The sequence below is a fragment of the Paenibacillus sp. S25 genome (assembly GCF_019454085.1).
GTDB classification, from domain to species: Bacteria; Bacillota; Bacilli; order Paenibacillales; family Paenibacillaceae; genus Paenibacillus; species Paenibacillus polymyxa_B.
Genome location: NZ_CP073683.1, coordinates 2,179,203 through 2,201,319 on the forward strand (window position 1 = coordinate 2,179,203; position 22,117 = coordinate 2,201,319).

General features: G+C 45.9%; 25 protein-coding genes. All 25 read left to right on the forward strand.

Features of this window, described 5'->3' with window-relative positions:
* Nucleotides 1-52 precede the first annotated feature (52 nt).
* The 25 genes from KAI37_RS09610 (at nucleotide 53) to rpsB (ending at nucleotide 22,071) form a co-directional block, all read left to right on the forward strand.
* Nucleotides 53-277 carry a flagellar FlbD family protein gene (locus KAI37_RS09610; RefSeq protein ID WP_013309896.1) on the forward strand — a complete coding sequence of 75 codons (225 nt, stop codon included), beginning with the start codon at nucleotides 53-55 and terminating at the stop codon, nucleotides 275-277.
* Nucleotides 274-747, forward strand: coding sequence for a flagellar basal body-associated FliL family protein (locus KAI37_RS09615; RefSeq protein ID WP_023988194.1), 474 nt, complete (start codon nucleotides 274-276; stop codon nucleotides 745-747). Before KAI37_RS09610 ends, KAI37_RS09615 begins: the two co-directional genes overlap by 4 nt.
* Before the next feature lie 43 nt (nucleotides 748-790).
* Nucleotides 791-1,789 (forward strand): flagellar motor switch protein FliM, encoded by a 999-nt coding sequence (fliM, locus tag KAI37_RS09620; protein ID WP_023988195.1) that lies wholly within the window; start codon nucleotides 791-793, stop codon nucleotides 1,787-1,789.
* The gene (gene fliY / locus KAI37_RS09625) at nucleotides 1,779-3,089 is read left to right on the forward strand and encodes a flagellar motor switch phosphatase FliY (protein ID WP_023988196.1); all 1,311 of its coding nucleotides are present in this window, start codon (nucleotides 1,779-1,781) and stop codon (nucleotides 3,087-3,089) included. Before fliM ends, fliY begins: the two co-directional genes overlap by 11 nt.
* Before the next feature lie 29 nt (nucleotides 3,090-3,118).
* Complete coding sequence (locus tag KAI37_RS09630; RefSeq protein WP_010346372.1) at nucleotides 3,119-3,484, forward strand: response regulator; 366 nt, start codon at nucleotides 3,119-3,121, stop codon at nucleotides 3,482-3,484.
* Nucleotides 3,485-3,496: 12 nt separating this feature from the next.
* Nucleotides 3,497-4,030, forward strand: a complete 534-nt coding sequence (locus tag KAI37_RS09635; RefSeq protein ID WP_023988197.1) for a flagellar biosynthetic protein FliO — start codon at nucleotides 3,497-3,499, stop codon at nucleotides 4,028-4,030.
* The gene (gene fliP / locus KAI37_RS09640) at nucleotides 4,027-4,782 is read left to right on the forward strand and encodes a flagellar type III secretion system pore protein FliP (RefSeq protein ID WP_013309901.1); all 756 of its coding nucleotides are present in this window, start codon (nucleotides 4,027-4,029) and stop codon (nucleotides 4,780-4,782) included. The genes KAI37_RS09635 and fliP overlap by 4 nt, the downstream gene beginning before the upstream one ends.
* A 37-nt stretch (nucleotides 4,783-4,819) precedes the next feature.
* On the forward strand, nucleotides 4,820-5,089 hold the full coding sequence (fliQ, locus tag KAI37_RS09645; protein WP_007430038.1) for a flagellar biosynthesis protein FliQ: 270 nt from the start codon (nucleotides 4,820-4,822) through the stop codon (nucleotides 5,087-5,089).
* 10 nt (nucleotides 5,090-5,099) lie between these two features.
* The gene (gene fliR, locus KAI37_RS09650) at nucleotides 5,100-5,885 is read left to right on the forward strand and encodes a flagellar biosynthetic protein FliR (protein ID WP_023988198.1); all 786 of its coding nucleotides are present in this window, start codon (nucleotides 5,100-5,102) and stop codon (nucleotides 5,883-5,885) included.
* Nucleotides 5,885-6,997, forward strand: coding sequence for a flagellar biosynthesis protein FlhB (gene flhB, locus KAI37_RS09655; RefSeq protein ID WP_220031135.1), 1,113 nt, complete (start codon nucleotides 5,885-5,887; stop codon nucleotides 6,995-6,997). Before fliR ends, flhB begins: the two co-directional genes overlap by 1 nt.
* Before the next feature lie 23 nt (nucleotides 6,998-7,020).
* Nucleotides 7,021-9,054: a flagellar biosynthesis protein FlhA gene (gene flhA, locus KAI37_RS09660; RefSeq protein WP_016820963.1), complete on the forward strand. Its 2,034-nt coding sequence runs from the start codon at nucleotides 7,021-7,023 to the stop codon at nucleotides 9,052-9,054.
* Nucleotides 9,051-10,493 (forward strand): flagellar biosynthesis GTPase FlhF, encoded by a 1,443-nt coding sequence (gene flhF, locus KAI37_RS09665; RefSeq protein WP_071640501.1) that lies wholly within the window; start codon nucleotides 9,051-9,053, stop codon nucleotides 10,491-10,493. The genes flhA and flhF overlap by 4 nt, the downstream gene beginning before the upstream one ends.
* Nucleotides 10,490-11,377: a MinD/ParA family protein gene (locus KAI37_RS09670; RefSeq protein ID WP_220031136.1), complete on the forward strand. Its 888-nt coding sequence runs from the start codon at nucleotides 10,490-10,492 to the stop codon at nucleotides 11,375-11,377. Before flhF ends, KAI37_RS09670 begins: the two co-directional genes overlap by 4 nt.
* 30 nt (nucleotides 11,378-11,407) lie before the next feature.
* Entirely contained in the window at nucleotides 11,408-12,952 is a 1,545-nt protein-coding gene (locus tag KAI37_RS09675; RefSeq protein WP_076292654.1) for a chemotaxis protein CheB, read from the forward strand.
* Between the two features lie 33 nt (nucleotides 12,953-12,985).
* On the forward strand, nucleotides 12,986-15,082 hold the full coding sequence (locus tag KAI37_RS09680; protein ID WP_071640507.1) for a chemotaxis protein CheA: 2,097 nt from the start codon (nucleotides 12,986-12,988) through the stop codon (nucleotides 15,080-15,082).
* Nucleotides 15,083-15,144: 62 nt separating this feature from the next.
* Nucleotides 15,145-15,606, forward strand: coding sequence for a chemotaxis protein CheW (locus KAI37_RS09685; protein WP_007430046.1), 462 nt, complete (start codon nucleotides 15,145-15,147; stop codon nucleotides 15,604-15,606).
* Between the two features lie 3 nt (nucleotides 15,607-15,609).
* On the forward strand, nucleotides 15,610-16,236 hold the full coding sequence (locus tag KAI37_RS09690; protein ID WP_071640509.1) for a chemotaxis protein CheC: 627 nt from the start codon (nucleotides 15,610-15,612) through the stop codon (nucleotides 16,234-16,236).
* A complete protein-coding gene (locus KAI37_RS09695) occupies nucleotides 16,229-16,726 on the forward strand; it encodes a chemotaxis protein CheD (RefSeq protein WP_010346358.1) in 498 nt (165 codons plus the stop codon). The genes KAI37_RS09690 and KAI37_RS09695 overlap by 8 nt, the downstream gene beginning before the upstream one ends.
* A 2-nt stretch (nucleotides 16,727-16,728) precedes the next feature.
* Entirely contained in the window at nucleotides 16,729-17,142 is a 414-nt protein-coding gene (locus tag KAI37_RS09700; protein WP_013309910.1) for a hypothetical protein, read from the forward strand.
* Between the two features lie 14 nt (nucleotides 17,143-17,156).
* Nucleotides 17,157-17,945, forward strand: coding sequence for a FliA/WhiG family RNA polymerase sigma factor (locus tag KAI37_RS09705; RefSeq protein ID WP_013309911.1), 789 nt, complete (start codon nucleotides 17,157-17,159; stop codon nucleotides 17,943-17,945).
* Between the two features lie 44 nt (nucleotides 17,946-17,989).
* Nucleotides 17,990-19,399 carry a flagellar assembly protein A gene (locus KAI37_RS09710; protein ID WP_023988205.1) on the forward strand — a complete coding sequence of 470 codons (1,410 nt, stop codon included), beginning with the start codon at nucleotides 17,990-17,992 and terminating at the stop codon, nucleotides 19,397-19,399.
* An 81-nt stretch (nucleotides 19,400-19,480) separates the two neighbouring features.
* The gene (locus tag KAI37_RS09715; protein WP_023988206.1) at nucleotides 19,481-19,801 is read left to right on the forward strand and encodes a hypothetical protein; all 321 of its coding nucleotides are present in this window, start codon (nucleotides 19,481-19,483) and stop codon (nucleotides 19,799-19,801) included.
* Nucleotides 19,802-19,842: 41 nt separating this feature from the next.
* On the forward strand, nucleotides 19,843-20,475 hold the full coding sequence (locus KAI37_RS09720) for a hypothetical protein (RefSeq protein WP_220031137.1): 633 nt from the start codon (nucleotides 19,843-19,845) through the stop codon (nucleotides 20,473-20,475).
* Entirely contained in the window at nucleotides 20,472-21,119 is a 648-nt protein-coding gene (locus KAI37_RS09725) for an endolytic transglycosylase MltG (protein ID WP_220031138.1), read from the forward strand. Before KAI37_RS09720 ends, KAI37_RS09725 begins: the two co-directional genes overlap by 4 nt.
* Before the next feature lie 253 nt (nucleotides 21,120-21,372).
* On the forward strand, nucleotides 21,373-22,071 hold the full coding sequence (rpsB, locus tag KAI37_RS09730; RefSeq protein ID WP_013309916.1) for a 30S ribosomal protein S2: 699 nt from the start codon (nucleotides 21,373-21,375) through the stop codon (nucleotides 22,069-22,071).
* Nucleotides 22,072-22,117 lie beyond the last annotated feature (46 nt).

Consider the following 22,117-nt stretch of genomic DNA (forward strand, 5'->3'; position numbering starts at 1 on the left):
AAACGCGGAGGAGTAGAGGCTCCTCCGCACCTATCAGGAGGTTGGTGTTACGATGATCCCGTTAACGCGGCTGAACGGCTCGCCTATGTGGCTTAATGCGCTGCTCATTGAGACTGTGGAGGAAACACCGGATACATACGTCACTTTGGTGACGGGGAAACGGTTGATTGTATTGGAAAAAGCGGCAGATGTCGTCTCCTTGATCAAGGGTTACAGCCGTGAAATCGGCATGCATGCCGCCACGATAAAAGTGCAACAAATGGAGGAAGACGAATGAAGAAGATGCTGCCATGGCTCATTACAATTTTACTCGCGATTACTTTGATTGCAGGCGCGGCCTTTGTACTTATACCAGCGCTTAGCGGGAAGAAGTCGGAAGTCATACCGAATGCGCAAGCTGCTCAAGCAGAGCAACTTCCAAGATTGTCAGCAGATGAATTGGTGGAAGTGAGCTCTGAAATTACCGGTATCAAAACGAATTTGGCAGACGCAGATTACATTGTCCAGATGAACCTATCTTTTCAATTGAACGATGCCAAAGCAAAAGAATCTTTTGAAAAAATCAAAGATATCAGTATTAAGCCCATCGTTATTCAATTACTTGCAGACACCAAACCTGATGAGCTCAGAACGGCTAAAGGCCGGGACCAGTTCAGTGACAAGCTGACGGATCTCATCAACAAGTCGCTCCCTGAAGGTCACCTGGGGAACGCCAAAATTACAGACTTTTTGCTGGCAGCCATTTGATTCCAGGTGAACTTGTCAGGAACACGTAAGGGGGTGAATAACATTGGTGGATGTACTGTCACAAGGGGAAATTGATGCCCTTTTAGCAGCTCTTTCGTCCGGTGAAATGGATGCGGAAGAACTTAAAAAGGAAGATACCCAAAAGAAAGTTCGCGCTTATGATTTTAAAAGAGCGCTTAGGTTTTCCAAGGATCATATACGGAGTCTGACGCGGATACACGAGAACTTTGCACGGTATCTGACCACATATTTTTCAGCGCAGCTTCGTACTTTTGTCCAAATTAATGTCGTTCAGGTGGAGCAGCTTCCTTATGATGAATTCATTCGCTCCATTCCGAAAATGACCATTCTAAACATTTTTGAAGCTGAACCGCTGGAAGGCCGTATGGTGCTTGAGGTTCACCCGAACGTTGCTTATGCCATGTTGGACAGGCTTCTCGGAGGAACAGGTTCGGCACCGTCAAAGGTTGCTGCGTTGACCGAAATCGAGACGACGATCATGGAGCGAATTTTCAGTCGTACCTTTGATAGCCTGCAAGAGGCTTGGAAAACGGTACTAGACATTGAACCGCGCCTAGAGGCGATGGAAACAAATCCGCAGTTTATGCAGATTGTTTCGCCGAATGAAACGATTGCTCTGATTTCGCTTAGCACCAAAATTGGTGATACCACAGGGATGATTAACCTCTGTATCCCGCACGTGGTATTGGAACCCATTATGGCCAGACTGTCCACGCACCAGTGGTTTACATCCGAAAAGAAATCAAGGGCGCCCGAAGAGATCGATGCCTTGAGATTACGGGTCACCAAAGCAGAGCTCCCTATTATTGCGGAGTTGGGTGAATCCCGGATAAATGTAGCCGAGTTTCTGGGTCTTTCGGTAGGGGATGTCATTTCATTGAACAAGCCTGTCAAAGAAGGACTATCCATCCGGGTAGGCGAGAAATTGAAGTTTATGGGAAGTCCCGGCATGGTAAGAGATCGTGTTGCCGTACAAATTGATGAAATTGTCAACGAAGGAGTTGAAGAAATTGACGAGTAAAGACTATTTGTCCCAGGAGGAAATCGATGCCTTGCTGAAACAGTCTGAAGCGGGGACGGATTCTACTCCCGCCAACAAGACCGTTGACGATTTTCTGACTCCTCTGGAGCAGGATGCTCTCGGGGAAATCGGTAATATAACGTTCGGCAGCGCAGCTACGGCTCTTTCCACACTGCTCGGTCAAAAGGTGGATATTACGACACCTAAAGTTTCAATTATTACCCGTTCTGAATTTGAAACTGCATTTCCAAAGCCACACGTAGCTGTACATGTAAATTATGTCGATGGATTCGAGGGTATTAACTCACTCGTAATCAAAAAGCGTGATGCACAAGTGATAGCGGACTTAATGCTTGGTGGTGAAGGAAACCCAGTAGATGAAGAATTGAATGAAATCCACATCAGTGCCGTGCAGGAAGCGATGAACCAGATGATGGGATCTTCGGCGACCTCTATGTCTACCATGTTTAATCGTTTTGTTAATATCTCTCCACCGGGGATTGATATTTTGGATCCTATGCACGGTGATGGAGTATCCAGTCTGCCGGATGAAGAGACGCTCATTACAGTATCCTTCCGGTTATTGATCGGGGATCTTATTGACTCTACGCTGATGCAACTGTTACCTGTTAATTTCGCCAAAAAAATGGTGAGCATCCTAATGAATGGCGGAGAGGAAGAGGAACAACCGCAAGCGTCCGCACAGCAGGTAGCTGCAACAGCAACTCCTGAAGCGCCGCAACAAGCTAGCGTTCCGCAGCAACCGCCTGCACCAGCCTATCAGCAGCCGCCTGCAGCCGCGCAGGCGCCGCAAGACCCAAGCTATGGGCAACAACCGCCAATGTATCCTCAAGACCCGGGATACGGGCAGCAGGGCGCTCCAGGCTATGGAACACCGGGTTATGGAATGCCAGCTGGTGTACCACCGCAAGCTCCTTACGGAACGCCTCATCACTACGGCGCAGTACCGGGACGTAATGTAAATGTACAACCTGTACAATTTTCTAACTTGCAGTCCGGTGCATTTGCGCAAGTGGATGAAAACAATTTAAATTTATTGATGGACATTCCCCTTAGAGTCACCGTAGAATTAGGAAGGACCCAAAAGCAAATTAAAGATATTCTGGAGCTCTCACAAGGTTCAATTATTGAACTGGACAAGCTTGCCGGGGAGCCGGTGGACATTTTGGTTAACAACAAACTGATTGCCAAGGGCGAGGTTGTCGTAATCGACGAGAACTTTGGCGTGCGTGTAACAGATATTGTAAGCCAATGGGACCGTATTCAAAAATTACAATAAAAGCATAATTTAGGGAGGATTTATTTCAGATGGCAAACCGTATTTTGATCGTGGACGATGCTGCATTTATGAGAATGATGATTCGGGACATCCTGTCCAAAAATGGATTTGAAGTAGTAGGAGAGGCCCAGGACGGATCACAGGCCATTGAAAAATTCAAGGAGCTTCGTCCGGACCTGATTACGATGGATATCACGATGCCTGAAATGGACGGCATTGCCGCTCTGAAGGAAATCAAACAAATTGACGCGAACGCAAAGGTTATCATGTGTTCCGCGATGGGTCAGCAAGCAATGGTTATTGATGCCATTCAAGCTGGCGCAAAAGATTTTATCGTTAAGCCTTTCCAATCGGATCGGGTTATCGAAGCCATCAACAAAACACTGGGTGTGTAAGGCGCACCCAGTATGGATACACAACAGGGTGCCTCTGACGCATTGAGTACATCCAGCAATATAGGCAACATTGCCTGGGTCCTTTTCGTGCTAATCTTTATCATCGTACTGATCGTGTACTTGATACGGTTTTTGAGTAAAAGAAATCAGAGCTGGTTCAGCAACCGCTCCGTTCGCATACTGGGAGGCGTGGGACTTGGTCCCAATAAATCCCTTCAGCTTGTTGAAGTTGGTAGCAGTGTGTACCTCATTGGTGTGGGAGAAGATATCCGGCTTGTTGACAAAGTATCCGATCCTGAAGAAGTGGAGCAAATTTTGGCCGCACTGGAGCAAGAAGCTTCTCTGCAGCGCGGCCCGATTGCCCCGCTATTCGCTAAAATTGCGGATAAGCTTCGCCGGAACAACGCGGCACAGCAGCAGCCTGAAGAGGAGACATCTTTTCACGAGATGTTTGAATCCAAGCTTCGGCAAATGCCGAATCGCAAGGATAAACTTGAAAAGCTGCGCAATGAGGAGAATACTACAGATCGGTCGGGAGATTCATGAGAAAAAAGATTATACTTGCATGTTTGCTGCTTGTCTTGTTCAGCTTCATTTCGGTGACGGCGGCCTCTGCGGAACCGATTCCGAACATTGATATTCAAGTCGGCAATTCGGACAAAGGACAGCCCGGTGCCACCTCGCTGTCTATTATTTTACTTATTACTGTCATTAGTGTAGCGCCCGCGTTGCTTGTACTTATGACAAGTTTTACGCGAATTGTGATTGTGCTTGGTTTTGTGCGAACTTCGCTGGGAACCCAGCAGATGCCGCCTAATCAGGTGCTTGTCGGACTGGCTTTGTTTCTCACTTTATTCATTATGGCACCGACATTCTCAGCTATGAATGAAACTGCACTTCAGCCGTATCTCAAGGGGGATATAACACAGTCTCAGGCGCTGGATAAGGCATCGGTACCGATCAAGACCTTTATGTTCTCTCATACACGTGAGAAGGATCTACTGCTCTTTATGAAATACACCAAGATGGAAAAACCAAAGAATTATCAGGATATTCCACTAACGGTGATGGTTCCGGCTTATGCAATCAGTGAGTTGAAAACGGCATTTCAGATGGGCTTTATGATTTTCATACCATTTTTAGTTATAGACATTGTGGTGTCGAGTACACTCATGGCTATGGGGATGATGATGCTACCACCTGTAATGATTTCACTTCCTTTTAAAATACTGCTTTTCGTACTTGTAGATGGTTGGTATTTGGTTGTCAAATCATTGCTTCTGAGTTTTAACACATGAATACTTCATGCAAGGACAGCAATCAAGGAGGACGGCAATGACTTCGGAGTTTATTATTTCCCTGGCTGGGCAAGCGGTGTACATTGTACTCAAGGTGAGCGCTCCGATGCTGATTTTGGGGCTAGTCGTGGGTTTGATTATCAGCATTTTTCAGGCGACAACCCAAATTCAGGAGCAAACACTGGCCTTTGTTCCGAAGATTGTCGCCGTATTGCTGGCATTGCTTTTGTTCGGGCCCTGGATATTGACCACATTAGTGGACTTTACGTATAACATTCTGGACAATTTGTACAAATATATAGGTTAGGCTGAATGTTATGAACATATTGTTACAGAGTTTTCCTGTTTTTTTGCTGATTTTTTGTCGGATTACCTCGTTTTTTGTAGTAGCGCCTATTTTTTCAACCCGAGGGGTACCTAATATCTTTAAGGTCGGAATTTCAGGATTTCTAGCTTTGGTCGTGTATCTTACATATGGTACGCATCAACAGGTACCGACCGATGTAGCGTATGTGCTCTTAGTGGGCCGTGAAGTGCTGATTGGGTTGTTATTGGGGTTTACTGCATATCTGTTCATGACAGCGATCCAAACCGCAGGTTCATTTATAGACCTTCAGGTAGGTTTCGGAATGGCGAGTGTGTTTGATCCCATGACAGGGGCTTCAACGCCTTTAACGGGGAATTTTAAGTTTGCCATAGCTGTATTATTCTTTTTAAGTATAAATGGGCACCATCATCTGCTAAATGCTATCTTATACAGCTATGATTGGGTACCGTTGACAAATGATTTTTTTGTAAAGCTGTATGGTGGCAGTGTAACTGAATTCCTGGTACGTTCTTTTGCGGAATCATTTATGCTTGCTTTTCAAATTGCTGCTCCCATTGTAGTGGCTACCTTTTTAACAGATGTGGGACTCGGTTTTTTAGCTAAAACAGCGCCACAATTCAACATTTTTGTTATTGGTGTACCTCTTAAAATTATTGTGGGACTGTTCATGTTACTGCTTCTCATGCCAAGTTTTGCTTTTATATTCGAAAGATTGTTTTCTGTGATGTTCGAATCCATGCGCAACTTGTTGGATATTATGGGTAATCGTCCTTAATGTCTGGTCTGGAGGAACGTAGTTTGTCATTTAAATATGCTATGAACCTGCAGTTGTTCTCAGGGGAAAAAACGGAAAAAGCTACACCCAAAAAGAAACAGGATGCAAGACAAAAGGGGCAGGTTGCCAAAAGCATGGAGTTGCCCGCCGCTGGTGTCCTGCTGGTTACGTTTTTTTGCCTCATGATTTTCGGCGGGTATTTTAAGGAGCATGCTGTTCGACTATTTCGAGATATTTTTGTGAATCGGCTCTCTATGGAGGTAACGCCGAACACAACGCTGCTGATGATGGGCGAGTACGGCGTGCAAATCTTGATTATGCTGGCACCTATTTTTATTGGGGCTATTGTCATCGGGATAGTAGCAAATTACATGCAGATCGGTTTTTTATTAACCGGAGAGGGCATTACGCCCAAGTTTAGCAAGATTGATCCGATTAAAGGATTCAAAAATATTTTTTCCATGAGGTCATTGGTTGAATTCCTGAAATCTGTTTTAAAGATGACCGTAATTGGTTATCTGGTGTACAGCGTACTCTGGAAAACGAAGGCTGACCTACCCAAACTAGCTGAAATGTCCGGCGATCAGATGTTGAGCTTTACAGCTTCATTAACAATGGAACTGGGGCTCAAAATTGGTGTGGTGCTGTTCGTTTTAGCGGTGTTGGATTATATGTATCAACGTTACGAGCATGAGAAAAACCTGAAAATGTCCAAACAGGACATTAAGGATGAATACAAGAAAATGGAGGGTGACCCGCTGATCAAGGGGAAAATTCGCGAGCGTCAGCGCCGTATGGCTATGCAGCGTATGATGCAGGAGGTTCCTAATGCAGATGTCATCATCACCAACCCTACGCACTTTGCTGTGGCTTTGAAATATGACGGTTCGGAGATGGAAGCGCCGCAGATTATTGCGAAAGGGCAAGATTACGTTGCACTCCGAATTAAAGAAATTGCCAAGCAAAACGGCGTGATAACGATGGAAAACAAGCCGCTGGCGCGGGCGCTGTTTCAACGAGCCGAAATCGGGGATGCGATACCAGCTGATCTGTTCCAGGCCGTTGCCGAAGTGCTGGCGTATGTATATAAATTAAAAGGTAAAGTGAAATAAAGGGATCGGAGGGCTAGAGACCCGTGAAAATAAAAGAAATAACTGTCCTTGCAGGCGTCATCGGTATCGTTCTTATGATGATTCTCCCGATCCCATCATGGCTGCTGGATATCCTACTCGTCATTAATATTTCTATTGCTTTGATGATTCTACTCGTTTCTATGAATACGAAGGAAGCATTACAGTTCTCTATTTTCCCTTCATTGCTGCTCATTACAACGTTGTTTCGTTTGGCACTTAATATTTCTACAACCAAACTTATTTTAGGTGAGGGCCATGCAGGGGAAGTAGTTGCTACGTTTGGTAGTTGGATTGCAGGAGGGCAAATTGCCGTCGGTTTTGTTGTCTTTCTCATTCTCGTGGTCGTACAGTTCATTGTTATCACCAAGGGATCTGAGCGGGTTGCTGAGGTAGGCGCACGGTTTACATTGGATGCGATGCCAGGTAAACAAATGAGTATTGATGCTGATCTAAATGCAGGTTTGATCAATGAGCAGCAAGCCCGTGAACGACGCAGTAAAATTGAACGAGAAGCTGATTTTTACGGAGCGATGGATGGTGCGAGTAAATTCGTTAAAGGTGATGCCATTGCTAGTATTATCATTTTGATCATTAACTTGGTCGGTGGCTTTATTATCGGTATGGCCGTTCAGGGAAAAGGATTTCAAGAGGCGCTGTCGACTTATTCTGTCCTCACCATCGGTGACGGACTGGTCAGCCAGATTCCCGCACTGCTCATATCCACGGCGTCAGGTTTGATTGTTACGCGGGCTACGTCGGATGGCAACTTGGCAGAGGATTTAACTGGACAGCTTTTTTCTTATCCAAAACTGATCTACATTGTGGCTGCCACAATTGCATTATTGGGGCTTTTCACACCTATTCATATCATTACAACTCTTCCACTGGCGATTCTGCTGTTTTTCGCGGCTCGAAGAATGCAGGGCAATATGGAGCGCAAGCAGATAGCTGATGAACAGCTGGAAGAGGAGCAACAAATTGAAGAAGTCCGTAGCCCGGAAAGTGTCATTAATCTGCTTCAGGTAGATCCAATTGAATTTGAATTTGGATACGGGTTAATTCCGCTGGCGGATACACAGCAGGGCGGGGATTTATTGGATCGGATTATTATGATCCGTCGTCAATGTGCTTTGGAGCTGGGTTTGGTTGTGCCGGTCATTCGTATTCGGGACAACATTCAGCTCAAGCCTAACGAGTATGTAATTAAAATTAAAGGTAATACCGTGGGCGGCGGAGAGCTTCTGTTAAATCATTACCTGGCTATGAGTCCAGGATACGATGATGATTCTATTACAGGAATCGAAACGACGGAACCAGCCTTCGGATTGCCTGCGCTCTGGATTGATGAGAACACCAAGGATGTTGCGGAATTATCTGGTTATACCGTAGTTGATCCACCTTCAGTTGTAGCTACTCATCTTACGGAGACGATCAAGAAACATGCTCATGAGTTGCTTGGCAGACAGGAAACACGGTCGCTGGTCGACAATCTCAAAGAGAATTATCCAGTGCTGGTGGACGACCTTATTCCTTCTGTGCTTGCGATTGGGGATGTACAAAAAGTGCTAGCCAAGCTGTTGAAAGAAAAAATCTCCATTCGCGATATGGTGACTATTTTCGAAACGCTAGCTGACTATGGTACTTATACAAAAGATCCCGACGTGCTGACTGAATATGTCCGTCAGGCGTTGTCCCGCCAGATTACGCAGCAATTTGCCCAACAAGGGGAGACGTTACGCGTTATTACAGTGGGACCAGGATTAGAAAAGAAAATTGCTGAAAGCGTGCAACAGTCGGAGCAAGGTAGCTATTTGGCTCTTGATCCGGTGTCTACGCAAACGGTGTATCAAAGAATGATGGAGCAAATCAACCGCCTTATTCAATCTGGACAGCAGCCTATTGTGTTAACGTCACCGACAATTCGTATGTATTTGCGGCAAGTGATGGAGCGGACGATGCAGGATGTCCCGGTGCTGTCGTATAGTGAGCTGGAGCCGAACGTTGAAATTCAAAGTGTCGGGGTGGTGAACTTATGAGAGTGAAACGCTATGTAGTGGATACCATGCCAGAAGCTATGCTGCAAATCAGGGGTGACTTAGGAACAGACGCCGTCATTTTAAGTACAAAGGAAATGAAGGTCGGCGGTTTCATGGGAATGTTCAGTAAAAAGAAAATCGAAGTGGTTGCTGCGGTAGAGGAGAAGCAACCTCAAAAGCCACGACGGTTTGGAACCTCTTCACAAGAACTTGCCCAGGCGGCTTCACCTCTAATGAACGCTCCTGAACAGCCAGAAAAATCATTTATGCCTGTGGTTCCCAGACAAGCTGCTCCAGAAGCTTATCGTCGGGTAACGCAGATGACGGGTGGTTCCAAAGAAGAACAAGCTGAATTAACGATTAATGAAGAACAAGCTGCTTCAGCAACTGAGCATTTGTCATCTAGGTCTGCTAATAATCTGGAGACTATATCTCAAGCACTTGATCATGAAGCATTGCTTTCGAACATGAAATCATCCAGCGAACTGTTTAAACAGCCCATTGAAGTAAGTGCTCCAGATAAGAGCGGAGTAGAGGAAAATCAGGCTCTGCTTAATGAATTGCGGGAAATGAAAGCCATGATGACTCGGTTTTCCCGAAATTCTTCATTGGAAAGTACTTGGCCGGAGCCGCTGCAAGAGATTTGTGAGCGTGTGCTGGAGCAGGAAGTGGAACGAGATTTACTGGAGTATTGGCTCGAACAGGTATATGTGCGTCGGAGTGAGCACCCTTTTGCGCCTGAAACTTTTGATTGGGAACAAGCCTTTCGTGAGGAAGTGGCCAGTTTTATTCAAACAAGACTGGACAAAGGGATCTCCAAAGATACCAAAATTGTGTATGTAGCAGGTCCTACCGGAGTAGGGAAAACGACAACCATTGCCAAGTTAGCAGCAGAGCAGTTGTTCAAGCATCATCGCAAAGTGGGATTTATTACTTCTGACACGTACCGGATTTCAGCCGTCGAGCAACTGCGTACATATGCTACGATTTTGAATGTACCGCTTGAAGTTGTGCAATCTCCTGGTGACGTCCACAGAGCCATTCAACGTCTGGAACATTGTGACCTGATCCTCATGGATACCGCAGGACGAAATTATCGTAATGAATTACTTGTTTCGGAACTGCAAAGTCTGCTTTCGCCTATTAATGAAAGTGAGACGTATCTGGTACTCAGTCTGACATCCAAAAGTAAAGATATGCTCAATATAACTGGACATTTCAGTAAGTTTGGTCTTGGTAAGGTTGTATTTACTAAGATGGACGAGACAGGTAGCTGTGGTGGGATGTTTAACCTTTTGCATCATTTTCCGATGCAGCTGGCTTATATTACCAATGGACAAAATGTTCCTGACGACCTGCTTCATCCCGATGCAGAAATGGTGACAAGCATGCTGCTTGGACCCAAAGCAGCAACAGGAGTTAACGGAGATTCCATATGAGTGACCAAGCCCAATCACTTAGACAAATGGCTTCTTCATTGGATAAATATCGATTGCCTCCACGTAATCGTCAAGCAAAAATTATAACGATCACCAGTGGTAAAGGCGGGGTGGGCAAATCCAATTTTACGCTGAACTTTGCTCTGGCTTTGCAATCCCTTGGTCGAAAGGTACTTGTGTTTGATGCTGATATAGGTATGGCCAATATTGATGTATTAATGGGAGCCAATTCACAATACAATCTTCTTCACCTGCTAAAACGTGAGAAATCAATTGATGAAATTATTCAAACGGGTGTAGGTGGTTTGCCTTATATTGCTGGAGGATCGGGCTTGAGCGAATTGTTTACGTTATCGGATAACGATCTGAATTATTTTGCAGAAGAAGTAGAGAAAATGGCGACAGATATGGATTACATTCTATTTGATACAGGTGCAGGTTTATCCAAAGAAAACCTTAAATTCATCACTTCAGCTGACGAATGCCTGGTCGTAACCACACCGGAACCGACGTCCTTAACAGATGCGTATGCGCTAATTAAAGTCGTCAGCGGGTTACAAAAGGATACGGTATTCAAAATTATAGTCAATCGTGCCGATAACGATAATGAGGCCCGTCAAGTTGCCGATAAGATCGCACTGGTTGCGAAACGCTTTTTGGAGATCGAAATCCCGTTGCTTGGACATATCAGTGATGATACTCATGTCATGCAAGCAGTCAAAAGGCAAGTACCTTTTATGGTTGCTTTTCCGGGATGTGCGGCTTCAAGAGATGTATTGAGTCTGGCACACCGTTTTGCAGCAATGCCACAGATTCCGCAATCAGGTGCATTGAGTGGAATTAAAGGGTTTATGCAAAAATGGTTGCGGCGTTCTGTACATTGATTTTGATGAGAGGAAACAGAGGTGTTTAACATGTGTGCTTACCGGGTGCTGGTTGTAGATGATTCGGCCTTTATGCGCAAAATTATTACAGATTTAATTGTAAGGGATGAGTCGTTCAACATCGTAGGTACAGCCGCCAATGGCAAAGAGGCTGTAGAGAAAGTGAAAGAATTGCAGCCCGATTTGGTCACCATGGATGTTGAGATGCCTGAAATGAATGGTCTTGAAGCATTGCCATTGATTATGGCAGCCCATCCGCTACCTGTTATTATGCTGTCAGGCATTAATGAACAAGGTATGAAGGAGACCATCATGGCTCTGGAGGCAGGAGCTTTCGATTTTATAAGAAAGCCTTCCATTGCTCATGCGCAAGATATTGAGCAAGTGAGCAAGGCGCTGCTGGAACAGATGCACACTGCTATGCAAGCAGTGCGGAGCCGCCTGGAACGCAAGGAAGCTAATGAGCGCAAAGCTGCATTGGAACAAGCGAAAAAAACGCCACAGGAAAAGCCTCCAGGACAGGCTGTGACTGAGAAACGAACAAGCAGTCAAGCTTCGACAGACAAGCCTTCTGTTGTTCCGCTTGCTCCTTCACCTGCTGTAGCAGCTCAGCCGAAGCGTGATGCTGGCAAGTCCGTCCCTGCAACAGCCAAGCAGGAAACTAAACGACAACAGTCTGGAACATCAGTTTCAGCGGGGCGCATAGAACAGCCAGCTGCTCAGCCAAGCAAGTCAGTCCAAGCATCTTCTGTTCAGAAGAAGGAAGACTTGTCCAAGGGGACGGGACGAACACCAGGGCAACTAAACAGTTCTAATACGGCCGCTGGCAAATCGCTGCATGGTAAGGATAAAGCAGGGCTGGTTAAGCCGGAGCCCCGTAAGACGGTGATTTCATCAGCTATGCCTACTCCTGCGGCTGCTACGCCTCCAGTAACGGCACCTACAGTTCCTGCCACATCTAAGGGATTTTCTCTTAAAAAAGGTGTGCACACGTCCAGCTTTCGCAAACTGGTGGCGGTGGGATGTTCTACGGGCGGCCCGCGGGCGCTTAAGACGCTGTTGGAACGCATTCCTGGTGATTTTCCTGCTCCAATCGTTATCGTTCAGCATATGCCGCCAAACTTCACTCGTTCGCTGGCACAACGCTTAAACACGTTAAGTCCACTCCGAGTTGTGGAGGCTGAGCAGGGAATGACGCTGGAGACTGGAACGGCCTACATTGCCCCAGGGGGATATCAACTAAGAATTGTGCCAGGAGCCGGTGGTAAATACACTGTGTCACTGAAGATGGAGGAAGCTCGCAATGGTCACCGTCCTTCCGTAGATACGATGTTTGAATCGTTGCTCTCGTTAACCTCGTTGGAGCGGCATCTAGTATTGCTCACTGGAATGGGGAGCGACGGGGCCAAAATGATGAAAAAGCTTTACGATGCTGGGGTGCAATCCACATTTGCTGAAAATGAGGAAACTTGTGTAGTGTACGGAATGCCCCGCTCAGCAGTAGAGTTAAAATGTGTGCGTCACCTTCTGCCAATGCAGGAGATCGCCCCCAAGCTTGTACAAGTTGTGAAATAATCGGAGTGTAACTCATGGAGGAGGTGTCTCACAATGGACATGAACCAATATTTAAACATGTTTATTGATGAGTCGAATGATCATCTGCAATCTCTTAACGAAAAAATGCTACAACTGGAAAGCAATCCAACCGATCTAGGCATCGTTCAGGTGATTTTCCGTTCTGCCCATACCCTCAAAGGAATGGCTGCTACGATGGGATTTGAAGACCTAGCATCGCTGACTCACCAAATGGAAAACGTTCTTGATCTGGTACGTAACAACAAGCTGGCGATGCATGAATTTATATTCGATACCTTATTTAAAGGATTGGATGCTTTGGAGTCCATGGTGCAGCACATTACAGAGGGAGGCGACGGAAAAGCGGATGTCTCCTCTATTGTATCTTCACTACAATCCATCGTGAGCGGAGATTTCCAAAAGTCCGGCGCAAATGCCGCGACTGAGGAGTCTCCATCTAAAAAAGTGGACAAAAATGACAGTGCTGGGCTTGTCTTGGATCAGTTCCAGTATTCTGTACTGGAGCAATCTATTTCTGAAGGACATCGTGTTCACTATATACAGGTAACAATCAGCTCAGATAGCCAGTTGAAAGCGGCACGTGCTTTTATGGTGTTCAATACGCTGGAAAACTCTGGTGAAATCGTCAAGGCCTATCCGTCGGTACAGGATATTGAGCAGGAGAAATTCGAGCAAAGCTTCTCGTTATATTACATAACGCAGAAAGAAGTTGGGGAGCTGGAAAAGGAAATCGCGGGTATCTCTGAAATTGAGACTGTCTCAGTGGTACAACTAGATCAGGAATCGCTTAAACAAATGAGCGAAGTTACTGCTGGACTGGCTGAGACTGCTGCGGTACAGGAAGCTCCTGTTGCCGTGCAACCACCTGCTCCTTCGCAGCCGCAGTCTCCAGCTGCGGCCTCTGTGGCTAAGCCAGCTGCAGGTAAGGCGCCAGCAGCTAAGGCAGCTGCGCCTACGCATAACCGTACGATTCGTGTAGATATTGAACGTCTGGATGTGCTTATGAACTTATTTAGCGAGTTGCTCATTGACCGTGTGCGGTTAGAGCAGTTGGCAAGTGAAGCTTCCAATCCAGCACTGACAGAAACGGTAGAGCACATGAGTCGTGTGAGCAGCGATTTGCAAAACGTCGTTCTTAAATTGCGGATGGTACCAGTAGATACTGTTTTCAATCGTTTTCCGCGTATGGTGCGCGATCTGGCCAAATCGCTGGATAAAAAACTTGATTTGGTTATTACTGGAGCAGAAACTGAAATGGACCGCACTGTTATCGACGAAATTGGCGATCCTCTGGTGCATTTGCTTCGTAACTCCGTGGATCATGGCATTGAGTCGGTAGCCGATCGGATAGCAGCTGGTAAACCTGAGACAGGAACGGTTAACTTGCGTGCTTTCCATAGCGGAAATAACGTATTCATCGAGATTGAAGATGACGGAAATGGTATTAATCGCGATAAGGTACTAAATAGTGCTATTTCTAAAGGGGTTTTGACGGCAGAGCAAGCAGCGGTCATGACCGACGAGGAAGCCTATCAGGTATTGTTTGCTCCGGGCTTTAGCACAGCTGCAGTCATTTCAGACGTATCAGGACGCGGTGTCGGTTTGGACGTTGTTAAATCCAAAATCACCGCTTTGGGTGGCAATGTTACGGTTCACTCTACACTGGGCCAAGGCACTAATTTCTCTGTGCAATTGCCGCTGACCCTATCCATTATTGCAGCCATGATGATACAGATCGGTTCTGAAAAATATGCGATTCCATTGTCCTCCATTGTGGAAACTGCGATCGTCAAACGGACGCAAATTCGTTCTGTACATGGCAATAAAATGATTGCTTTCCGCGATTCTCATATCCCGCTCATCTCCTTGAGTCAGCTGTTTGAGGTACCGGACTTCAATGAAGATGAAGAAGAAGAGACAGAGGTCGTGGTCATCCGCAAGGGAGACCGTCTGGCAGCTCTTTCCGTACAGGACTTTTTGGGACAAAGTGAAATTGTCCTTAAAAATCTGGGCAAATATCTTCCAAACATCCAAGGAATTTCAGGCGCCACGATTCTGGGTGACGGTCAGGTTGCTTTGATCATTGACCCGAATGTTTTCATTAAATAATGTCTTCATCAGAAATGAAAGAAATGTGAAGTTGCTGACATCAATAAGGAGGGTTTTTAGACATGGGAGAAGAAATTAAAGTTATCGTATTTAAGCTTGGTGAAGAGGAATACGGTGTTGAAGTAGAAAAAGTCCAATCTATTGAACGCATGGTGCCGATTACACGGGTTCCAAGAACCTATGATTTTGTTAAAGGCGTATTCAACATGAGAGGCGTAGTCATTCCGGTTATTGATCTTCGTGGCCGATTTGGATTGCCTGAAGCTGAATATACCGATCAAACTCGCATCATTATCGTTGCAGTGGGCGAAATGCAAGTCGGCTTTATCGTTGATTCAGCGAATGATGTTATTGACCTGAATACTGACAATATCGAGACACCACCGGAAGTGATTGGCGGAGTTAAGGCTAAATACCTTCGCGGAGTTGCTAAAATTGGCGAAGAGCGCTTGTTGATTATGCTGAACTTGTCGGAAGTCCTGAATCGTAGCGAAATGAACCAGCTGGAAGGCTTAGAGGATTAATATATGGAGAATCTTGGAAATCTCGAAGACTTCAAGTTGGATGTGTTGAAAGAAGTCGGCAACATTGGCTCGGGGAACGCTGCTACAGCGCTCTCCCGGCTTCTCAATAAACCGGTCGATATGGGTGTCCCCAAAGTACAAATGCTGCCCTTTGAGGAAATTGCGGACAAAGTGGGCGGATATGAGCAACTTGTTGTTGCAATATTTTTTAGGGTAGAAGGGGAAGCCCCAGGCAATCTATTCTTCATATTGCAGCCTCAGGCGGCAAAAGGCTTACTTTCCCGTTTGGCAAATATTCCTTCAGATGACGAGGACAGTTTTAATGAAATGGAGCACTCAGCCCTGTCGGAGATCGGAAACATTTTAGCAGGTTCATACCTGTCTTCGCTGGCCGATTTTACACGTTTATCCATGTATCCAACAGTCCCTGCGCTGGCGTTGGACATGGCAGGAGCAATTCTTAGCTACGGACTGCTGCAGTTTGGGCAGATGGGGGATGCTGCATTATTGATTGACACATCGTTTCTGGAAGGGCAGAATCAGATAGAGGGTCAATTTTTCCTGATTCCTGATCCAGAATCGTTCGGGAAAATCTTTAGGTCGTTAGGAGTCCCGATGAACGATGATTGAGGATAAAAGCATCATTAAAGTCGGTATGGCTGACTTAAATGTTACCAGTAACCCGAACTCAATTCGTACTACAGGACTTGGCTCCTGCGTCGGATTGACTCTCTACGATCCTCATTTGAAACTGGCAGGTATGGCACATGTGATGCTACCATCCTCGGATATTGCACGTGAAGGGCAACTGAATATTGCTAAATACGCCGATACGGCGCTGCCCGAGTTATTTGAGCGGATGCTGAAATTGGGTGCTGAACGACGCAGACTGATTGCCAAAATGGCAGGGGGAGCGCAGATGTTCGCCTTTGCTGGTAGTGGAGACACCATGCGGATTGGTCCACGTAATGTAGAATCATGCAAGGAAATGCTCGTAGATCTCGGCATTCCTTTGATTGCGGAGGACACAGGTGGCAATTATGGACGAACGATTGAGTTGGACTCTGAAACTGGCGTTTTGAATATTCGAAGCGTACAAAAAGGTGTAAAGGAATTATAAACATGTTATTTGGCAGCTTACGCATTAATCTTTGGTCTGGAGTAGTCGGATTTATTCTGACTTTTGTGTTGTCCGTTGGCAGCAATCTGCTGACCACGAGCTTAATTCGTGGCTTGATCGCCTTCGTTTTTTGGTTCCTACTTGCATTTGTGCTGCGCTGGACACTAGGTGTTGTGGCGCGGCCAGATCTGGGGAATGCCCAAAGCCGGGCAAGCTCTCAGGTTGATGGCGTAGGGGGGAATCTGGACCTGACGACACCAGACGAAAATGAAGACCTGAATGAATTGCTGAAACCGAAACCAGAGCAGACGGACGAGGGGAATAATGGTTTCGCACCTTTAAACCCACCTAAGCTGGTTTCCAACAAGGACCCTGAAGAATTGGCCAAGGCCGTTCGTCACCTGACAGACAAATAAGGAGGGTGAAGCCGATGAACGAGCGAAAAGCCGCTCACTTAAACCATTCCGAACTATGGGAACAATGGAAAGAACACGGTGACAAGGAAGCAAAAAAACAGTTAATTGAAAAGTATCTCCATATTGTGGAATATGTGTCAGGCCGTCTTGCAGTAGGCTTGCCTAAAAATGTATCCAAGGATGATCTGGCGAGTAACGGCGTTATGGGTTTGATTGACGCTTTAGAGAAATTTGACTATGAGCGTGGTTTGCAGTTTGAGACCTATGCTTCTTGGCGTGTTCGTGGAGCGATTTTGGATGGTCTTCGTCAAGGGGATTGGGTTCCTCGTTCAGTTAGGGAAAAAGCGAAAAAAATCGAGGATGCCTACCAGCATTTGGAACAAAGATATCTACGCACGGTAAGCGACGAAGAGATGAGTCATTATTTGGACGTTTCTGAGAAAGAGTTTCAAAATATGATCCAGGAGGTCGCCGTTATGTCGATTGTCTCACTGGAGGACCCGATCCGCGAAGAGGAATCGGAAACACGGCTTTCCCTTTTGGTAGATGAGAAGGCGAAAAATCCGGATCATAAGGTCAATGAATTTACACTTCGTGATGCCCTTGCACAAGGCATTGATAAATTGACTGAAAAAGAACGTATCGTTGTTTCTTTATTGTATTACGAGGATTTGTCACTCAGCGAAATCGCTGAGGTCATGTCGCTATCTCCATCGCGAATTTCACAGTTGCATTCCAAAGCAATATTACGTCTGAGAGCGACATTGGACAAACAACGGGATTTGCTAATGCGTAAAGATTAACGTACGGGAGGTTACAGTAACAGTTAGACGGAAGGAGCACCCTTGTGGAGAAGCAATATGCTTTGGACCAGTTTTTAAAAGTGGTTGTCTCACCTGACAAACAAACCGCCTACTTGGAGTTTGCCAAACGTGAAGAAGGCTTTGCCTGTTCTGTGGAAGAATTAGAGCGTTTTCTAAGCAACCAAAAAATATCCTACGGTTTAATGACCGATGCAATTCGTGTATTTGCGGCAAGTCCGGAAGATCATTTCTTTGGAAAATTACTGATTGCTCAGGGAAAGCAGCCGATCCATGGCACAGACGGAAAAATTAATCTGGCTGATATTGTGACTGGCGAAGATGCACATAAACCGCTTGAAACCGTGGATGGACGGGTGGATTATAAAGAATTAACTCGTTTAAGAAATGTGAAACGTGGTCAACTGATTGCCGAACGGGTTGATCCTGTGCCGGGTGTACCGGGGATTGCTGTAACCGGAGAAGAAATTCCTTTTCTTCCAGGTAAAGAGGCGCGTTTTAAAGTCGGAAAAAATGTAGTGATCCATCCAGAAGGTGTTGCGATGTATGCGGCTATTGATGGACTGGTGACTACGACTGAAAAGGGCAAACTTAATGTATTCCCTGTATATGAAGTGAATGGGGACGTCGATTATAGTGTCGGTAACATTGATTTTGTTGGAACCGTCGTCATTCGTGGGAATGTCTTGACTGGTTTTCGAGTTCGGGCGGCTGGCGACATTCGTGTCATCGGTGGTGTGGAAGGCGCTGAAATTGAGGCGGAAGGTTCAGTGGAAATCAGTGGCGGTATTATCGGATATCATAAGGGGTTCGTGAAAGCTGCACAAAATGTCAAATGCTCATTCATACAAGATGGTAACGTGATTGCCGGAGGCGATATACTTGTATCCCAGAGCATCATGCATTCCCAGATTAAAGCGAGTGTAAATGTACTCTGCGAGGGGACTAAAGGGCTTATCGTAGGTGGCAGTGTACAAGCTGGTAAAAAGGTAGTGGCTCGTACCATCGGTAATACGATGTCCACAGCTACTGTTATCGAAGTGGGTGTGCTTCCCGAACTGCGCGATGAACTGACAGAACTCCGCGCACGTTTGAAGCAGCAGACAGACAGTCAGGATAAAACGAATAAGGCCCTTACCATATTGGATCAGCTTGCCGCCGCCGGACAGCTTGCACCTGAAAGAATGGCTATGCGAATCAAGCTGACATCTACTAAAAAATCTAATGAACAGGAGCTTTTGGAAACCAAGTCCAGAATGCTTGAAATTGAACGAACATTAGAGGATACAAGCCGCGCACGGGTAGAAGTGAAAAATGTAATTTACGGTGGCTCTAAAATAGTTATCGGCAGATATACAAAATTTATTAAAGATTCAGTGGAAAGAATGGCGTTTTATTATCACGAAGGAGACATCAGCATGTCCTCCTACGTGTAATTCGGCACACTGAAAAACAACATTCAACATTGTATTCCTTGGAAGACAGAACGGATGCCCAATCGGAAAGGGTGTGGTCCAATGAGCTTGAAGGCTGTTGAATTGCAAATTGCCGTACCTCGCACCAGCGAAGCAGGAAAATACCAAAGTGAGTCCCAGCAGCGGCCGATGAATGATCAAGCATTGCTTGGACAAAAGGCCGCGTTGGAGACGGAAAACATGCGTCAGCGAAGCAGTGCCGTAGACCAGTCTGCGGAAACATTCGTCGGTGAGCGGCAAACAGGAGGGCAGAGCAGAGATTCTTCCCAGCAGAGCCGCTCCCGCTCAGATGAATCTGAGCTACCTAAGGAGCATCCGGCAGAGCATCCGTTCAAGGGACATCATATTGATTTTTCGCTCTGATCCGACAGGTGGAGAAGCGTTATTAAAGGAGACGATGGGCAGTGGATCAACCATGGATTTATATTGTTCTGCTGGGCGCCGCAGCTGTTGTCTACGCCTGGCTTCTGCCTAAGCGTCAGCCAGGCCGGGGAACAGAAGAGGCCGTCGTCCAAAAGGTCGAGGCCACATTGGAGCAATATATGGCCGATATTGAAAACGATAATGACGAGTTGATTGAGCTCGTTTCGGGTATGAAGCAGGAGCATACAGTTAAACAGGCGGCATTACAGGAGCAATTAGCTGAGCTTCGGAGCCGTATCGTGGAGCTTGAGCGCCAGGCTATGTTTGCTACTGTCTCTATGCAAACCGAGTCTGTATCTAAGGAAATACAACATACAGCTACTTCTCATCAGGCAGCGGTTGCATACGGTCAATTTCAAAGTCCGCAATCTGGAATGTCTGTGCAGGAAGGCTACTCTGCTTCAGAAGCTCCCCTCATAACTATGGAGGAGCAGACGGTATTACAAGACCCTGAAACTGAGCAGGAAGCAGAGTCCATCCGTGATCGTTATCAAGAGTTGTTTGCGCTGCATGAGCAAGGCAAGTCGGTGGACTATATAGCCAAGCAATCAGGCATTCAACGGGGTGAAGTACAGCTCATATTGCAACTCGCGGAGCGGGAGGATGTAACGTGATCAAAAACCGTTCATTTATGCTAGGCATGGGTACTGGTCTGATAACGGGGGCATTGCTGTTGCAACTGGCAATGATTGGTCAGGGACAATCGCAGCAATCTTCCACAGACCCGAAAAACATGACGCGAGAGCAATTAGAAAAGGCAGCAGCCGAATTAAATCTTCAGATCAGTGACAGCTCTGATCCGAAAATGACAGAAGAGGAATGGCGTAATAAGGTGATCAAGGAAGGTAATAAAACTCCGGTTGCACCCCAAAAGGCTAAACCAGCTCAAACGCCGGCAACACCAAAGGCACCTGTAAACAGCACATCCTCGGCTGCGTCTAAACCTTCGACTAGCACATTGGTTCCACAAAGTCCGAATAAGCCGCAAACTCAAAGAGCTGGCACTACAACGACTCCCAATATCCCCAAGCAGCCTGCCACCCCACAAGTGCAGTATAGCATTGCATCGGGAAGCAATTTGAGAAGTGTGGCATCAGGATTGCAACGGGCAGGGGTCGTATCTGATGCTAGTGCATTTGAGGCAGCAGCTAAGGCTCAAAAAATCAATACCAAAATTCGTACCGGTACCTATCAATTTGCTAAGGGTGAGGATTTCAGTTCTATCATTACTAAAATTACGAAAAAGCCGTCCAACTGACCAAACTGGGAAGTGGGCGGCTTTTATTCTTGCTGACAAGTTCGATGAGAGGCGTAAAACGTCACATTTTGCGTTGTTCCAACTAATGTCGAAAAGTTGGTTGCAACGATGCAAGTGTTATGGTATATTAATTGACGGTGTTAAAAACGCACGTCGGTTAATTTTGTAGAGGGTGCTTTCCAATGGAAAGTCTTTATGAAAAATGATGTCGACGGAGGACACACAAAAAACCAAACTTAGGAGGTGCGTGAAGATGGCAGTAATCTCCATGAAACAGCTTTTGGAAGCTGGGGTTCACTTTGGTCACCAAACACGTCGCTGGAACCCGAAAATGGATCGTTATATCTTCACTGAAAGAAACGGTATTTACATCATTGACTTGCAAAAGACAGTGAAAAAGGTTGAGGAAGCTTACAACTTCGTAAAAAGCATTGCAGCTGAGAATGGTACAATTCTGTTCGTAGGCACGAAGAAACAAGCACAAGATTCCGTTAAAGAAGAAGCAGCACGCGCTGGTCAATTCTACATTAACCAACGTTGGTTGGGTGGTACGCTGACTAACTTCCAAACGATTCAAAAACGTATTGACCGTTTGAAACAACTGGAAGCTTGGGAAGAAGACGGTACATTCGCAGTTCTTCCTAAAAAAGAAGTTATCATTCTTCGCAAAGAAAAAGATCGTCTTGAAAAATTCTTGGGCGGTATCAAAAACATGAAGGGCCTTCCAAGTGCTCTGTTCATCATTGATCCACGTAAAGAACGTATCGCGGTTGCTGAAGCTCGCAAATTGGGTATCCCAATCGTAGGTATCGTTGATACAAACTGCGATCCAGACGAAATCGACTATGTTATCCCAGGTAATGACGACGCAATCCGCGCTGTTAAATTGCTGACAGGTAAAATGGCTGATGCAGTTATGGAAGCAAACCAAGGCGAAGAAACTACAGCATAATATTTCCATTAGGAAATACCTATATGAATTAAATGAAAAGGGTGGT

Bases quoted from the DNA above. Each gene is read 5' to 3' on its own strand.
- KAI37_RS09610 (WP_013309896.1), top strand. From the start codon at position 53: ATGATCCCGTTAACGCGGCTGAACGGCTCGCCTATGTGGCTTAATGCG.
- KAI37_RS09615 (WP_023988194.1), top strand. From the start codon at position 274: ATGAAGAAGATGCTGCCATGGCTCATTACAATTTTACTCGCGATTACT.
- KAI37_RS09630 (WP_010346372.1), top strand. From the start codon at position 3,119: ATGGCAAACCGTATTTTGATCGTGGACGATGCTGCATTTATGAGAATG.
- KAI37_RS09635 (WP_023988197.1), top strand. From the start codon at position 3,497: ATGGATACACAACAGGGTGCCTCTGACGCATTGAGTACATCCAGCAAT.
- fliP (WP_013309901.1), top strand. From the start codon at position 4,027: ATGAGAAAAAAGATTATACTTGCATGTTTGCTGCTTGTCTTGTTCAGC.
- fliQ (WP_007430038.1), top strand. From the start codon at position 4,820: ATGACTTCGGAGTTTATTATTTCCCTGGCTGGGCAAGCGGTGTACATT.
- fliR (WP_023988198.1), top strand. From the start codon at position 5,100: ATGAACATATTGTTACAGAGTTTTCCTGTTTTTTTGCTGATTTTTTGT.
- flhB (WP_220031135.1), top strand. From the start codon at position 5,885: ATGTCTGGTCTGGAGGAACGTAGTTTGTCATTTAAATATGCTATGAAC.
- flhF (WP_071640501.1), top strand. From the start codon at position 9,051: ATGAGAGTGAAACGCTATGTAGTGGATACCATGCCAGAAGCTATGCTG.
- KAI37_RS09670 (WP_220031136.1), top strand. From the start codon at position 10,490: ATGAGTGACCAAGCCCAATCACTTAGACAAATGGCTTCTTCATTGGAT.
- KAI37_RS09675 (WP_076292654.1), top strand. From the start codon at position 11,408: ATGTGTGCTTACCGGGTGCTGGTTGTAGATGATTCGGCCTTTATGCGC.
- KAI37_RS09680 (WP_071640507.1), top strand. From the start codon at position 12,986: ATGGACATGAACCAATATTTAAACATGTTTATTGATGAGTCGAATGAT.
- KAI37_RS09685 (WP_007430046.1), top strand. From the start codon at position 15,145: ATGGGAGAAGAAATTAAAGTTATCGTATTTAAGCTTGGTGAAGAGGAA.
- KAI37_RS09690 (WP_071640509.1), top strand. From the start codon at position 15,610: ATGGAGAATCTTGGAAATCTCGAAGACTTCAAGTTGGATGTGTTGAAA.
- KAI37_RS09695 (WP_010346358.1), top strand. From the start codon at position 16,229: ATGATTGAGGATAAAAGCATCATTAAAGTCGGTATGGCTGACTTAAAT.
- KAI37_RS09700 (WP_013309910.1), top strand. From the start codon at position 16,729: ATGTTATTTGGCAGCTTACGCATTAATCTTTGGTCTGGAGTAGTCGGA.
- KAI37_RS09705 (WP_013309911.1), top strand. From the start codon at position 17,157: ATGAACGAGCGAAAAGCCGCTCACTTAAACCATTCCGAACTATGGGAA.
- KAI37_RS09715 (WP_023988206.1), top strand. From the start codon at position 19,481: ATGAGCTTGAAGGCTGTTGAATTGCAAATTGCCGTACCTCGCACCAGC.
- rpsB (WP_013309916.1), top strand. From the start codon at position 21,373: ATGGCAGTAATCTCCATGAAACAGCTTTTGGAAGCTGGGGTTCACTTT.